The sequence below is a fragment of the Curtobacterium sp. MCPF17_046 genome (assembly GCF_003224295.1).
Taxonomy (GTDB): domain Bacteria; phylum Actinomycetota; class Actinomycetes; order Actinomycetales; family Microbacteriaceae; genus Curtobacterium.
The window spans coordinates 21,860-34,936 of sequence record NZ_QKLB01000010.1 but is presented as its reverse complement, the minus strand read 5'-3'; the positions used below and the strand labels follow the sequence as shown (position 1 = coordinate 34,936).

General features: G+C 73.6%; 9 protein-coding genes. 5 read left to right on the top strand and 4 right to left on the bottom strand.

Annotated features, from left to right (window positions below):
* Positions 1–14 precede the first annotated feature (14 nt).
* The 5 genes from DEJ32_RS10280 (at position 15) to DEJ32_RS10260 (ending at position 6,719) form a co-directional block, all read left to right on the top strand.
* Positions 15–878 (top strand): phosphate ABC transporter ATP-binding protein, encoded by an 864-nt coding sequence (locus tag DEJ32_RS10280; RefSeq protein ID WP_110901215.1) that lies wholly within the window; start codon positions 15–17, stop codon positions 876–878.
* Positions 879–932: 54 nt separating this feature from the next.
* Positions 933–1,943, top strand: a complete 1,011-nt coding sequence (locus tag DEJ32_RS10275) for a glycosyl hydrolase family 18 protein (RefSeq protein WP_110901214.1) — start codon at positions 933–935, stop codon at positions 1,941–1,943.
* Positions 1,944–2,015: 72 nt separating this feature from the next.
* Complete coding sequence (locus tag DEJ32_RS10270; RefSeq protein WP_375342317.1) at positions 2,016–3,008, top strand: AAA family ATPase; 993 nt, start codon at positions 2,016–2,018, stop codon at positions 3,006–3,008.
* Positions 3,008–4,342 carry a DUF58 domain-containing protein gene (locus tag DEJ32_RS10265; RefSeq protein ID WP_110901213.1) on the top strand — a complete coding sequence of 445 codons (1,335 nt, stop codon included), beginning with the start codon at positions 3,008–3,010 and terminating at the stop codon, positions 4,340–4,342. Before DEJ32_RS10270 ends, DEJ32_RS10265 begins: the two co-directional genes overlap by 1 nt.
* Before the next feature lie 31 nt (positions 4,343–4,373).
* Positions 4,374–6,719, top strand: coding sequence for a DUF3488 and transglutaminase-like domain-containing protein (locus DEJ32_RS10260; protein WP_110901212.1), 2,346 nt, complete (start codon positions 4,374–4,376; stop codon positions 6,717–6,719).
* On the opposite strand, the gene DEJ32_RS16395 is transcribed toward DEJ32_RS10260, so the two are convergent.
* The 4 genes from DEJ32_RS16395 to DEJ32_RS10240 all read right to left on the bottom strand — a co-directional run bounded on the left by DEJ32_RS16395 (position 6,703) and on the right by DEJ32_RS10240 (position 13,054).
* Positions 6,703–7,335 (bottom strand): TetR/AcrR family transcriptional regulator, encoded by a 633-nt coding sequence (locus DEJ32_RS16395; RefSeq protein ID WP_110901211.1) that lies wholly within the window; start codon positions 7,333–7,335, stop codon positions 6,703–6,705. The genes DEJ32_RS10260 and DEJ32_RS16395 overlap by 17 nt on opposite strands.
* A gap of 245 nt (positions 7,336–7,580) precedes the next feature.
* The gene (locus DEJ32_RS10250; RefSeq protein ID WP_110901281.1) at positions 7,581–8,384 is read right to left on the bottom strand and encodes a trimeric intracellular cation channel family protein; all 804 of its coding nucleotides are present in this window, start codon (positions 8,382–8,384) and stop codon (positions 7,581–7,583) included.
* Between the two features lie 302 nt (positions 8,385–8,686).
* Entirely contained in the window at positions 8,687–11,083 is a 2,397-nt protein-coding gene (locus DEJ32_RS10245; RefSeq protein ID WP_110901210.1) for a bifunctional UDP-sugar hydrolase/5'-nucleotidase, read from the bottom strand.
* A gap of 156 nt (positions 11,084–11,239) precedes the next feature.
* Positions 11,240–13,054, bottom strand: coding sequence for a thiamine pyrophosphate-requiring protein (locus tag DEJ32_RS10240; protein ID WP_110901209.1), 1,815 nt, complete (start codon positions 13,052–13,054; stop codon positions 11,240–11,242).
* Positions 13,055–13,077: the final 23 nt, after the last annotated feature.

Sequence of the window (13,077 nt, the reverse complement as noted above, 5' to 3'; positions counted from 1 at the left end):
GAAAGGCCACCACCATGACCGACACCGCCACCACGGTCGACGAGTTCGACAGCTGGTTCGCCGCCGGCACCGACACCCCGACCGAGCTCATCCCGACGCTCACCCCGGCAACCCTCGATGCCCGTGACGTGTCCGCCTGGTTCGGCGACCACAAGGTCCTCGACCGGGTCTCGCTGACCATGCCGGCCGGTCGGGTCACCGCGCTCATCGGGCCGTCCGGGTGCGGCAAGAGCACGTTCCTCCGGACGCTCAACCGCATGCACGAACTCGTCCCCACGGCGTCGCTCGCGGGCGAGGTGCTGCTCGATGACGTCGACATCTACGACGCCTCCCGCCGCATCACCGAGGCACGACGCCAGATCGGCATGGTGTTCCAGAAGCCGAACCCGTTCCCCGCGATGAGCATCGCCGACAACGTCCTCGCCGGCCTCACCCTCACCGGGGTCAAGCTCGACAAGAACGCGAAGACCGACCTGGTCGAGGAGACCCTGACGAAGGCCGGGCTCTGGAACGAGGTCAAGGACCGCCTCCGGCAGGCGGGCGGCGGGCTCTCCGGCGGCCAGCAGCAGCGCCTCTGCATCGCCCGGTCGCTGGCGGTCCGGCCGCGGGTCCTCCTGATGGACGAACCGTGCTCCGCCCTCGACCCGACGTCGACGCGCCGCATCGAGCAGACCATCACCGAACTGGCGCGGGACGTCACCGTCGTCATCGTCACGCACAACATGCAGCAGGCCCAGCGTGTCTCCGACCGGTGCGCCTTCTTCCTGGCCGAGGCCGGCACCCCGGGCGCGATCGTCGAGCACGGTCCGACCGACGCGATGTTCGGTGCGCCGCAGGACCCGCGCACCGCCGACTACGTCAACGGCCGGTTCGGGTAGGCGGAGCGCGCCACCGCCGGGCGGCACGTCCCGACCGCACGGTACAGTCGGCGCGTGCAGCGACGATCAGTGGTGGTGACGGCCGGCGTGCTCGCGGTGGGCCTCGTGCTCGGCGGCGGTGCCACGGCGGGTGCGGTGACGACCGAGGCGTACATCGGCCCCGGTCCGCACGCGGTGTCCCGTGTCGCGGACGCCGGACAGCGGGCGACCACGATCGGCGTGGACGGCGTCACCCTCCGGGACGACGGGAAGGCCCTCGCCGCGGCACCCGACGGCCTGGCGCGTCTCGCCGGCACGGCACACGCGGCCGGTGCCCGGTCGGAGCTGCTCGTGAGCAACTTCTCGGAGACCCTGGGCGACTTCTCGCCCGAGACGGGCACGGCCCTGCTCGCCGACGCGACGAACCGCGACCGCGTGGCCCGCGCGCTCGCCCGGACGGCGCAGCGCGACGGCTTCGACGGCGTGCAGATCGACCTCGAGTCCCTGCGGGAGCAGGACCGACCGGGCCTCGTCGCGTTCATCGACGCGGTACGGGCGGCGGTCCGCGAGCGACTGGGCCCGAGCGCGAGGACGTCCATCGCCGTGATGGCCTCGACGGACCGGGCGGGCTACCGCGACACCGGCTACGACCTGCGGGAGATCGCCCGCCGTGTCGACCGGGTCGTGCTCATGACCTACGACCAGCACGGGCCGTGGAGCGGACCGGGGACGATCGGTGCGCTCCCGTGGACACGGCAGGTCGTCCGGGCGGCGCAGTCCGCCGGCGTCCCGCGCGGTCACATCGACCTGGGTGTCGCCGGGTACGGGTACGTGTGGGGACCCGGGGCCGTGGAGCGCTCGTTGACCGTGGCAAACGCGGCCCGGCTGGCGGGGGACCGGGCACGGTGGTCGGCGCGCAACGGCGAGTGGTCGGCGACGCTGGCGGACGGTCGGGAGCTGCACTGGTCCGACGCCCGCTCCTACCGGGTGCGCCAGGACCTGGCCCGCGAGCTCTCGCTGCACGGCGTCGCGATGTGGTCCTTGGACTCCATGCCGCTGCCGGAGGACCGTCCGCGCAACCGGTGACACATCCTCCGCTGGCTGTCACCGTGCCGGGGTAGCATCGCCGCACATCGACCCCGTGGCGAGGAGACCTGCGTGCCGGACCTGACCCACCGAACCGTCCCGATCGACGTGATCCAGGAAGCCGGGGCGGCCATCGCCTCGTCGGTCGCGACCGTGGTGGACGGCAAGCCCGACGCGATCCGCACGGCCCTCACCGTCATGCTCGCCGAGGGCCACCTGCTCGTCGAGGACGTCCCCGGCGTCGGCAAGACCGTGCTCGCGAAGGCGCTCGGGGCGTCCGTCGGGGGGTCGGTCAACCGCATCCAGTTCACGTCCGACATGCTCCCGTCCGACGTCACCGGCGTGAACATCTACGACCAGTCGTCCGGCACCTTCCGGTTCTCACCCGGGCCGGTCTTCGCGAACGTCGTCATCGGCGACGAGATCAACCGCACCAGTCCGAAGACCCAGTCGGCCCTGCTCGAGGCCATGGCGGAGTCGCAGGTGACCGTCGACGGCGTCACCCGGCCGCTCGAGTCCCCGTTCATGATCGTCGCCACGCAGAACCCGGTCGACATGGAGGGCACCTACCCACTGCCGGAGGCCCAGCGGGACCGCTTCATGGCCCGCATCGCGATGGGGTACCCGAGCGCCCGCGCGGAACGGCGGATGCTGTCGGCCCGGGGCGCGCACGACCCGCTCGGCGACCTGCGCCCGGTCGTCGACGTCGACACCCTGCGGTCGATGATCGCCGCCGTCCGCACCGTGCACGTCGCCGCGGACGTCGAGGCGTACATCGTCGAGATCGTCCGCGTCACCCGCACGCACCCCGACCTGCTGCTCGGCGCGAGCCCCCGTGCGACCCTGCACCTGGCGCAGGCCGCCCGCGCCGCTGCGGCCCTCGCCGGACGCCCGTTCGTCACCCCGGACGACGTCGCGGCGCTCGCACCGGTCGTCCTCGCCCACCGACTCGTCCCGGTCGCCCGCGGACTCGGGGGCGCGGCCGAGGACACCGCCCGCGAGATAGTCGTCCGCATCGTCGCCGACACCGCGGTGCCCTTCACCGCCACGCCCGTCCGGTCCTGATGGCGGACCAGCGTCCCCTCGCCGGGCGGCTCGCGCGTCGCACCGGCGCGACGCGCTCGGTGCTGTCCCGGTACGGACGGCGGGGGCTCGGGATGCTGCGGCGCACGCCGTTCCCCCGCCCGACGCTCCGCGGCTGGACCGTGACGGTGGCCGGCATCGGCCTCGTCCTCGCCGGACTGGCGACGTCGATGAGCGTCGCCGTGACCGCCGGGCTGCTCCTCGTCGTCCTCGTCGTGCTCGGTGTCGTGACCGCACTCGCCGTGGCGGCGCCGCTCCGGGCCTCCCGGTCGGCGCCACGTGCGGTCGTGCAGGTCGGCGAGGTCTACCGGGAGCGGGTCACCCTCCGCGGGTCCGGCATGCGGTTCGCACCACGGTCGACGCTGCTCGTCACCGAGCAGCTCGACGACCTGTTCGTCAGCACGGCGGAGCCGACGTCGCTCCTGGCCGTCGGGCCGGCGACACCGCCGGCCGTGCTCGAGGTCGAGGCCCTCGCGATCTCCCGGGGGCGCGGTCTCGTCGGGCCGGTGACGGTCCGTGTCGAGGACCCCTTCGGCCTGCTGCGGATCGACCGGCCCGTCGTGTCCGCGGAGGAGGTCGTCATCGTGCCCGGGTCCGTCCCGCTCGCGGCGCTCGACTCCGCTGCACTCGCCGGGGCCGTGTCCGCCGACGAGGGGCGGGTCGGGCAGGGCGGGTCCGCCGACGACAGCGAACTGCGCCCCTACCGGCCCGGCGACCCGATCCGCCGGGTGCACTGGGGGCAGAGCGCCAAGCGGGGCGGCCTGCACGTGCGCCAGACCACCCAGGCCCAACCGCCCGAGGCGGTCGTCGCGCTGGACGTGCGACGCGAGTCGTACCAGCAGCTCGGTCGGGACGACCTGGCCGAACTCGCCGACCTCGGTGGCGACCAGGCCTTCGAGCACGCCGTCGTGGTGGCGGCCAGCGTCGCCCGGGCGCTGTCGGCGCGGACCTCGCGCGTGGCCCTCGTGACCGACGGACCCGGCGGGGACGTCCGGCACAGCGGCGACGCCGGCGGGCTGTCCGAGGTCCTCGTCGGGCTCGCGGACGTCTCCGTGCGGAGCGGTGCCCGTGACGTGCCCGAGGTGCTGCACGGCGTCCGGGGCCGGGACGTGCACGGGATGACGGCCGTGGTGACGGGACACTGCACCCTCGACCAGGCCGCGGAGCTCGTGTCCGCCACGAACGGGTCGAGCCGGGGCCTGCTCGTCACGGTGGTGCCGCCGGACCCGGCCGTGCGGGGCGTCCTCGACCGGGCCGGATGGCGTGTCCTCGTCGTCCCGGTGCCGGGCAGCGCGACGGCGGGACGCACCCGGTGACCGCCGACCCGACCGCGGACGGACAGCACGCATGACCGCCACCACCCCGAGCCGACCGCGGCCCCACGTCGACGTCCGCGAGGTCCTCGCCCGCGACGACCGCCTGCCGGACCGTCCCGACGCCCGCGTCGTCGCACTGGCCCCGGTGCCGGTGCTCGTCGCCGCCCTCGCGATCCGTCCGCTCGTGCAGGGGACCGCGTGGTGGGTGTCCGGCGTGCTCGTCGCCGTCGTGCTCGTCGCCGTCGTGCTCGCGTTCCGGTCCCGCCCGCGGGGCGTCCGCTTCGTCGCGCTCGTCGCCACGCTCATCGTCACCTCGTGCGGGGTCGCGCTGCTCAACGGCTCGGCACCGCTCAGCTGGCTCGACCAGAGCGGTGCGCTCGGACAGACGCTCGCGGCCATCCGGCTCAACCCCGCGCCGCTGCCGCAGACCGACGCGATCCGCCTGGTCGTCACCGTCGCGATCGCGTGGGTCGCCGGCGCGTCGCTGTTCCTGGCCGCGATCGCCCCGACGGCGGCGCTCGCTGCCGTGCCCGCGCTCGTGATCCTGCTCGTGCCGGGGATCATCACGGGGGAGACTCCGTCCGCGTGGATCGTGGTCCTCACCGCGCTCGCCTTCCTCGCGCTCCTCTGGACCTCCGTCCGTCCGGTGCAGCGGGTGCTCCCGGCCGCCGTGGTCGGTGCGATGGGGCTCGTCGTCGCGGTCGGGCTGCCGACCCTCGTGCCGCTCGACTCGGGGTGGCTCTCCGGCGTCACCGGCTCGGTCCGCTCGCCGATCCAGCCGGGCCGTCCGGGGACGCTGCTCGAGCTCGGGCAGGACCTCCGCCGCCCGAGCGAGCTCGAGGTGTTCCGGTACCGGTCGGCCGACGGGCAGCCGCAGTACCTGAAGCTCGCCGACCTCGACGAGTTCGGGACCGGGGACTGGGTCCCGACCGTGACGGACGCCAGCACCGCCGACACCGCCGACCAGTCCCGGTGGGCGGTCGGCGTGAACCCGCGGCTCGCCGGCCGCACCGACGTGACGGTCCGCATCACCGGGCTGTCGAGCAACTACCTGCCCCTGCCTGCGGGCGCGATGTCGGTCGAGTCGCAGTCGACCAACCTGGACCTCACGCAGTGGCGCTGGTCGGGCGACACGAACACGGTCCGGTCCGCCGGGCCGGCGACCACGCGCGGCGCCACGTACGAGGCGTACGGCGCATCGGTGTCGGCGAACGCCTACCTCGACGCCGTGGCCGCGTCGGGGCGGCTCGGCCAGGCGGACGGCCGCGGCTTCCGCACCCCGTCCGCGGCGCAGCTCCGGACCGACACCGCGCTCCCGGACGACCTGCCGGCGGTGATCGCCGACACCGCCGCCCGGGTCGAGGGTTCGACGACGGGCGACTACGAGCGGGCGCGGGCGCTCGAGCAGTGGTTCCGCAGCGGGCTGTTCGAGTACTCGGAGACGGCCCCCGTCGAGCGCGGGTACGACGGCGACAGCATGGACGTCGTCGCGACCTTCCTGCGGGAGCGATCGGGCTACTGCGTGCACTTCGCCTCCGCGATGGCGGTCATGGCCCGCACGCTCGGCATCCCGTCCCGCATCGCGGTGGGGTACCGGGCCGGCGGCGCGAAGGAGGACGGCGAGTACACGGTGTCGAACCGGCAGCTGCACTCGTGGCCGGAGCTGTACATCCGCGGGGCCGGCTGGGTCGCGTTCGAGCCCACACCGGCGTCGGACGCCGCCGCGCAGGCCGAGTCCACCCCGACGTCGACGCCGTCGGCCGCCCCCTCCGAGACGCCGCTGCCTGCTCCTGGCGAGACCACCGCCCCCTCGGCCTCACCGAGCGCCGAGCCGAGTGCGGGGGCCGGGGCGGACGCGACCGGCGGGACGGGCGGTGGGGGAGCCTCCCGGGCCTGGGGCGTGCTCGTCGGACTGCTCGTCGCACTCGTGCTCCTCGTCGCGCCGGGCCTGCTGCGGGCGGTCCGTCGTCGCCGTCGGACGGCCGCGGTGTCCGCCGGCCGCGACCCGGCCGTGACCGCGTGGCGGGAACTCCTCGACGACCTCGACGACCACGGGTTCGCCCCGGTGTCCGCGCCGCCGGGCGACGCCGCCGCCGCCGCGCGGACGGCACGGGCGGTGCTCGGACGGCTCCGTGCGACCGTCCCGTCCGCGGTGGTCCCGCACCTGGAGACGGTCGTCGACGCGGTCGACCGGGAACGGTACGCGGCGGGTGGTGCGGCCGACCCGCAGGCGCTCGTGACGGCACTCCGGGAGGCCCGGACCGTGCTGGACGCGGCCGTGTCCCGCCGGCAGGTGCTGCGGTCGCGGCTGCTCCCGCCGAGCCTGCTGCCCTCGTCGGCGTGGACGCACGGACGACCGGTCAACGCGGCCGGATGACCGCCTCGACGAGGGCGGCGACGACGTCGCCCGGGTTGGCGTCGTCGAGCGCGGGGGCGTCGAACACGGTCCCGGAGTTGGCTGCGACGAGCAGCGTGGCGAAGGTGTCGAGCGGCATGCCGGGGTCGAGCTCCGGGTGCGCGGCGAACCACCGGTGGACGAGTTCGCGGACGCCGTCGTGCAGGTGTCGACGCTGTCGGACGAACTCGGGCATGAACTCGGGGTGGCGGATCGCGTAGCCCCTCAGTTCGGAGAGCAGGGCGAACTGGGCGCTCTGGTCGTGCCGGCCGAACGCGGCGCGGACGACGTCCCCGACGTCCGCGGCCTCGATGTCGACCCGGACGAGCTCCTGCAGCGATCGGAGCACGAGGTTCGTGGCCCGTTGCATGACCTGCCCGACCAGGTCCTCCTTCGACGAGAAGTTCGAGTAGACGGCGCCCTTGCTGAACCCGGCGGCGGCGGCGATGTCGTCGAGCCGGGCTTCGTGCACGCCCTGCTCGGCGAAGGCCCGGGCGCCGGCGGTGAGCAGGCGCTCCCGGACCTCGGCGCGTGGCGTGCGCGGGACCGACCTCGTGCGGTCGGGGCCGGGAGTGTGCGGTTCGGGTGCGTCGGTCATCGGATCCTGTTCCGGGACTCTGCTGGTCGGTGCCGGGGCACCGCCGGTGGTGACGGCGGTGGGTGCGGGTGGGGGAGCCGCGCCGTGCGTCGGTCGCCGCGCGGGCGGCAGCCCCTCGTGCCCGCACGTCCCGGACGGGACCGCCGTCTTCGGGTCACGTCGGTGCGACGACCGGGTGTGCGGCCGGGTCGATACCCGGCGGTCTCGAGTGTACGACGGCGCCGCCGCGGATCCCAGTGCCGGTCTCAGTCCGCGGCGGGGTCCGCGGGATGCGGCGCTTCGCCGTCGGTGTGCACGCTGCCCGCGCCGGCTCGTCGACCGGGACGGCGGAGTAGCCGGACGGCCTCGGGGCGGACGAACCGACGACCACGCCCGCGCCCGCGGCGCAGCAGGGAGGCCAGCCGGGACTGCGGCTGCCAGTCGCGACCGTTCGGCAGGCCCCACCCGCGCCGGACCGCGCCCCACCGGAGGACGAGCGAGAGCAGGATCGCGACCAGGATGCCGATCGACGGCGAGCCGAGGTACGAGGCGACCACCATCACGGCGGACGCGGCGACCGCAACCGTCGCGTACAGGGCGTTCCCGCCGAAGACCGCCGGCACACGGCGCAGGAGCATGTCGCGCATGGCCCCGCCCCCCACCGCGGTGACGGTGCCCATGATGATCGCGGCGGGCCACTCCAGTCCGGCGTCGAAGGTCCGCTGCACGCCGACCACCGCCCAGAATCCGATGACGGCGGCGTCGAGCACGGTGAAGAGCCGGTCCCAGGTGCGTTCGGAGAAGGAGACGAAGAACGCCGCGAGGGCGCCGGCGACCGCGACCGGCAGGTAGAGCGGGTCGGTCAGGGCGACGGGCGGCCCGTTCTGCAGCAGGACGTCCCGCAGCAGCCCACCGCCGAGGCCGGACACGAAGCCGACCACGAGGAACCCGAACAGGTCGAAGTCCATCGTCCGTGCGATCGACCCGCCGAGCAGCGCGGACGCGAAGACCCCGGTGAGGTCGAGCACGTTCGTCACGGCGGCGAGGCCGTCCACGGTCAGCACGTTCATGGAGACCATCCAACCGCAGGTGCGCCGCCCACCGGACGGAGAGGGGGTGCCCTCCGCCGTTTCCCTGGAGGCGGAGGACACCCGCACCGCGGGGTCTCGACGGACGGAACCACCGTCCGGCGACCCGGCGCGATGCATCGCGATGCGACGGGAGCAGCGTACCGCGGCGCGGTGCGGAAACCGACCCGGGGACCCCGGGACGGCGACCGGCGGACCCGGGACCGCGCCTCCTGGCCGAGCAGACGGGACGGGCCCTCCCGCCGGTCGGTGGGAGGGCCCGTCGGACGTGGCCGGGAGGCCCGTCAGCGGTCGGCGTGCACCGTCGCGTCGTGCGCGGCCCGCTTGCGGCGGGCGAGCACCAGGGCGGTCGCGCCCGCGAGGAGCAGGAGCACCGCGGCGAGTGCGGGACCTGCGACCTCGGCGCCCGTGTAGGCCAGCGGTCCACCGTCGGCGTCGTCGGAGCCGCCACCGGCGATCGGCACCGCGACGAGGCCGCCGTCCGGGTCGGTCGGGACGGGTGCGGCCGGCGTGGTCGGGTCCGCGGGGACCGTCGGGTCGGTGCCGGGGACCGGCACCGGCTCCTCACCGGGTGCCGGGGCGACGAGCACCGGCACGGTCACGGCCAGCGTGATCCGCTGTCCGCTCGGCAGCTCGACGACGAGGGGCTCGTCCGAGGTCTCGACCGCGGCGGCCGCGGGGCGTGCGCGCTCGGTCGGGGTGGTGGGCTCGCCCGGCATCGCGGCGCCGGGCTCCGGGACGGTGAAGGTCAGCGAGGCGCGGCCCTGCTCGTCGGTCGTGTCGACCACCGTGGTGTCGATCGGGGCGGACGCGAGTTCCGTGCCGCCGGCCGACACCGAGACCGTGCCGCTCTGGTCACCGGCGTTGCTGAAGACGAGCGACGAGAGGTCGACGGTCACCTCGTCGCCGGGCTGGAAGCCGCCCTCGGGTTCGGGCGTCGTGGTGACGCCGACGGCGCGCTGGTCGACCGCGACCTCGACGGCCGGGTGGGCCTGGAAGTACTCGACCTGGGCCTCCAGGTCGACCTTGCCGCTGTCCTGCTTGACCGCGGCCTGCTTGAAGGCGCCGAAGTTGTCGCCGCCACCGGCGAGGAAGGAGTTGACCGTCACCTTGTAGGTGGTGTCGGCGCCGATCGGGTCCCCGTCGAGGGTCATCGAGGTGATCCGCGACCCTGCCGCAGCCTGCGCGTCGTAGGTGTACGAGAACCCCTCGGACGCGCCCAGCTTGAGGAACGGACGGCTCGCGGTCGTCGGCTGCCACTGCTGTTCGAGTGCCTGCCGGATCTGCTCGCCCGTCAGGTCGAGGACGACGAGGGTGTTGGCGAACGACTGGACGGCCGCCGCCTCCTTGTACGTCACGGCGCCCGCGGCGATGTCGTCGCGGAGTCCGCCGGGGTTCATGAACGCGATCTGCGAGCCCTGACGCTGGGTCTGGGCACGCTGGACCTCGGCGACGAAGTTCCCGAGCAGCGACTCGCCACCGCGGTTCTCGGAGCCGTTCGTCTGCACGGCGCGTTCGAGGTCACGGTCGACGGTGCCGAGCTCCACGGCACCGAGCTCGTCGGCCTCCGCCACGGCGGCGTCCACCGTGGCCTGCACCGCGGCGCTCTTCGGGTACGCGCCCTCGTCGACGAGCTTCAGGTTCTCCGCCTTCGTCGCCGTCACGGTGCCGTCCGCGGCGACCGTGAGCTGCACGTGACCGAGGTTGAAGCCGTACGACCCGGTCTGGATGACCGGGCGGGTGGCGGTGCCGTCCCCGACCGGCACCTGGTGCACGTAGGTCTGGTGCGTGTGCGCGGACAGGATCGCGGAGACCTCCGGGCTCACGCCGCGCACCGCGCGGGCGAAGTCGGAGGCGCCGTCGAGGTCGGTCGCCGCGCTGGACTCCGCACCGTCGTGCACGAGGAGCACGAGGACGTCGGCCTCGTCGTTGGACGGGTCGCCGTCCGTGAGCTGCGTCGCGACCTTGTTCACCTCGGTCGTGATGTCACCCATCTCGAGGCCCTCGATGCCGTCGGGGCTGACGAGGCCCTGGCCGACCAGGTCGACGGTGGCACCGATGAAGCCGACCCGCTTGCCGCTGATCTCCTGGATCGAGTACGGGTCGAACGCGGGCTCGCCGGTCGCGCTGTCGAGGATGTTCGCGGAGACGTAGTCCCACTGCGCGTTGCGCGCACCGTCGTCACCGATCACGCGGTCGCGGAGGTCGGCCTGGCCCTTGTCGAGTTCGTGGTTCCCGATGGCGCTGACCGACAGGTCCATCTGGTTGAGGACGTCGATCGTGGGCTGGTCCTGCTGGATGAAGGACTCGAACGTCGAACCGCCGATGTTGTCGCCCGAGCTGACGAAGGCGGACGTCGACCGGTCGGGCCCGCGGAGCTGGTCGAGGGCGCCGGCCAGGGTCGCAGCGCCGGCGGCGTCCCCGTCGCGCGGGGTCGGCTTGCCCGCCGTCTGCGAGATCGACCGCACGATGCGGCCGTGGAAGTCGTTGACGTTGTACAGGTCGATCGTGGTGTCACCGGCGGCGGCCACGGTGACGGGTGCGGTCGCGCCGGCGGGGGCCTCGGCCGCGGTGGCCGGAGCGCCCAGGGCGACGAGGACGCCCGCGGTGGCGAGGGCGGTACCGGCGACGATGCCGCGCCTCCGCCTGGGAGTGGGTTCGGGGAAGTGGGACGGGCTCATCGGTGTGAGGACTCCTGGTGTGGTGGTTCTGCCCCCGGGTGGGGGACACGACCTCACGAACCTACGAGGACCCACAGCCGACACGCCAGGACGGCGTCGCCTCCGTAACACGGTGTTCAACTGTGGGGCACGACCCGCCCCGTGCGACCGCGGTCGTCAGTCGCGGCCGAGGGCGCCCTTCGCACGCTGGACGACCTCCGCCGCCATCGCCTTCGCGGAGTCCTTCACCACGTCGAACTCGACCGGGTCGCCCTTGAGCAGGCTCTTCGCGGTGTTGACGGCGTACTCCGCGGTGATGTGCGGCGGCAGCGGGGGCACACTCCGGCTCACGTACGCGTCGATGAGGGTCACGCCCGGGAACGCGAACGCCCGCTCCACGGCCGCGTCGACCTCGTCGTCGCTGTGCACGGCGATGCCCTGGAAGCCCAGGAGTTCGGCGTACCCGGCGTAGTCCATCGTCTCGACGTCCTGCGAGCCGCGCCACATCGGGTTGCCGTCCTCGGTGCGCATCTCCCACGAGACCTGGCCGAGGTCGTCGTTGTGCATCACCACGATGACGAGCTGCTTGTCCTCCCACCGGTCCATGTACTTCTTCACGGTGATGAGCTCGTTCATGCCGAGCATCTGGAACGCGCCGTCACCGATCGTGCACACGGCCGGGCGGTCCGGGAATGCGAACTTCGCGGTGACGGCGTACGGCATCGCGGCGAGCATCGTCGCGAGCCGACCGGACATGTCCCCGTGCATGCCGCGGCGGAGCCGGATGTGGTGGCCGTACCAGTCGGCGGTGGTGCCGGCGTCGCAGGTGACCGTCACGCCCTCCGGCAGCCGCTCGTTGACGGCGTGGATCACCAGGCGCGGGTTGACGCCGTCGCTGTACGACACCTCGGCCTGGCGGCCCATCTCGGCCTCCCACTCGCGCATCTCGTCGGCGAGCTGCTCCTGCCATCCCAGGTCGGTCTTCTGCTCGAGGAGCGGGAGCACGGCGTCGAGCGTGGCCCCGACGTCGCCCCACATGTTGAGTTCGTTCGGGTAGCGCAGGCCGAGCTGCTCCGGCTTGATGTCGACCTGGATCCCGCGCGCCTGCCCCACCGCGGGCAGGTACTCGCCGTACGGGTAGTTCGTGCCGAGGAGCACGATCGTGTCGCACTCCTTGATCTGCGTCAGGCTGGGGCGGGAGCCGAGGAGCCCGACCTGCTGCGTGTGGTACGGCACGTCGGACGGCACGACGTCCTTGCCGCGAAGCGCCGTGATGATGCCGGCGCCGGCCTTCTCGGCGGCCGCGAGGACCTGGTCCGTCGCACCTCGGGCACCGGCGCCGACCAGGAAGGTCACCTTCTCCCCGGCGTTGATGATGTCCGCCATCTTCCGGATGTCCTCCGCCGGCGGTGTGATGCGCGTCGACGCGGGGACGTCGCTCGACCGGGACACCCAGTGCTCCGCGCCGGGCTCCGACCACGTCATCGCCTGCACGTCGTGGGGGAGCACGACCACGGCGGGTTGCTTGCGGAGCATCGCGGTGCGGAACGCGGTGTCGATGACGACCCCGGCGGCGTCCGGCGATGCGATCGTCTGCACGTAGCAGGCGACGTCGGCGAACACGCGCTCGAGGTTCGACTCCTGCTGCGTGAACGTGCCGACCGCGGCGAGACCCTGCTGCCCGACGATCGCGACGACGGGCTGGTTGTCCATCTGGGCGTCGTACAGGCCGTTGAGCATGTGGAACGCACCGGGGCTCGAGGTCGCGATGCAGACGCCGACCTCGCCGGTGAACTTCGCGTGCGCGGTCGCCATGAGCGCGGCGATCTCCTCGTGCGTGGGGCGGATGTACTCGACGCCCTCGCCCTTGCCGTCGGCCTTGCCGAGCGCGCCGTCGAACTCGCCGATGCCGTCACCCGGGTAGCCGTACACCCGGGTCACGCCCCAGGCCTTGATCCGGTCGAGGACGAACTCACTCACGTTCTGGCTCATGGGACCAGGGTGCTCGCGGTGTG

Bases quoted from the DNA above. Each gene is read 5' to 3' on its own strand.
- DEJ32_RS10265 (WP_110901213.1), top strand. From the start codon at position 3,008: ATGGCGGACCAGCGTCCCCTCGCCGGGCGGCTCGCGCGTCGCACCGGC.
- DEJ32_RS16395 (WP_110901211.1), bottom strand. From the start codon at position 7,335: ATGACCGACGCACCCGAACCGCACACTCCCGGCCCCGACCGCACGAGG.
- DEJ32_RS10240 (WP_110901209.1), bottom strand. From the start codon at position 13,054: ATGAGCCAGAACGTGAGTGAGTTCGTCCTCGACCGGATCAAGGCCTGG.
- DEJ32_RS10280 (WP_110901215.1), top strand. From the start codon at position 15: ATGACCGACACCGCCACCACGGTCGACGAGTTCGACAGCTGGTTCGCC.
- DEJ32_RS10260 (WP_110901212.1), top strand. From the start codon at position 4,374: ATGACCGCCACCACCCCGAGCCGACCGCGGCCCCACGTCGACGTCCGC.
- DEJ32_RS10245 (WP_110901210.1), bottom strand. From the start codon at position 11,083: ATGAGCCCGTCCCACTTCCCCGAACCCACTCCCAGGCGGAGGCGCGGC.
- DEJ32_RS10250 (WP_110901281.1), bottom strand. From the start codon at position 8,384: ATGAACGTGCTGACCGTGGACGGCCTCGCCGCCGTGACGAACGTGCTC.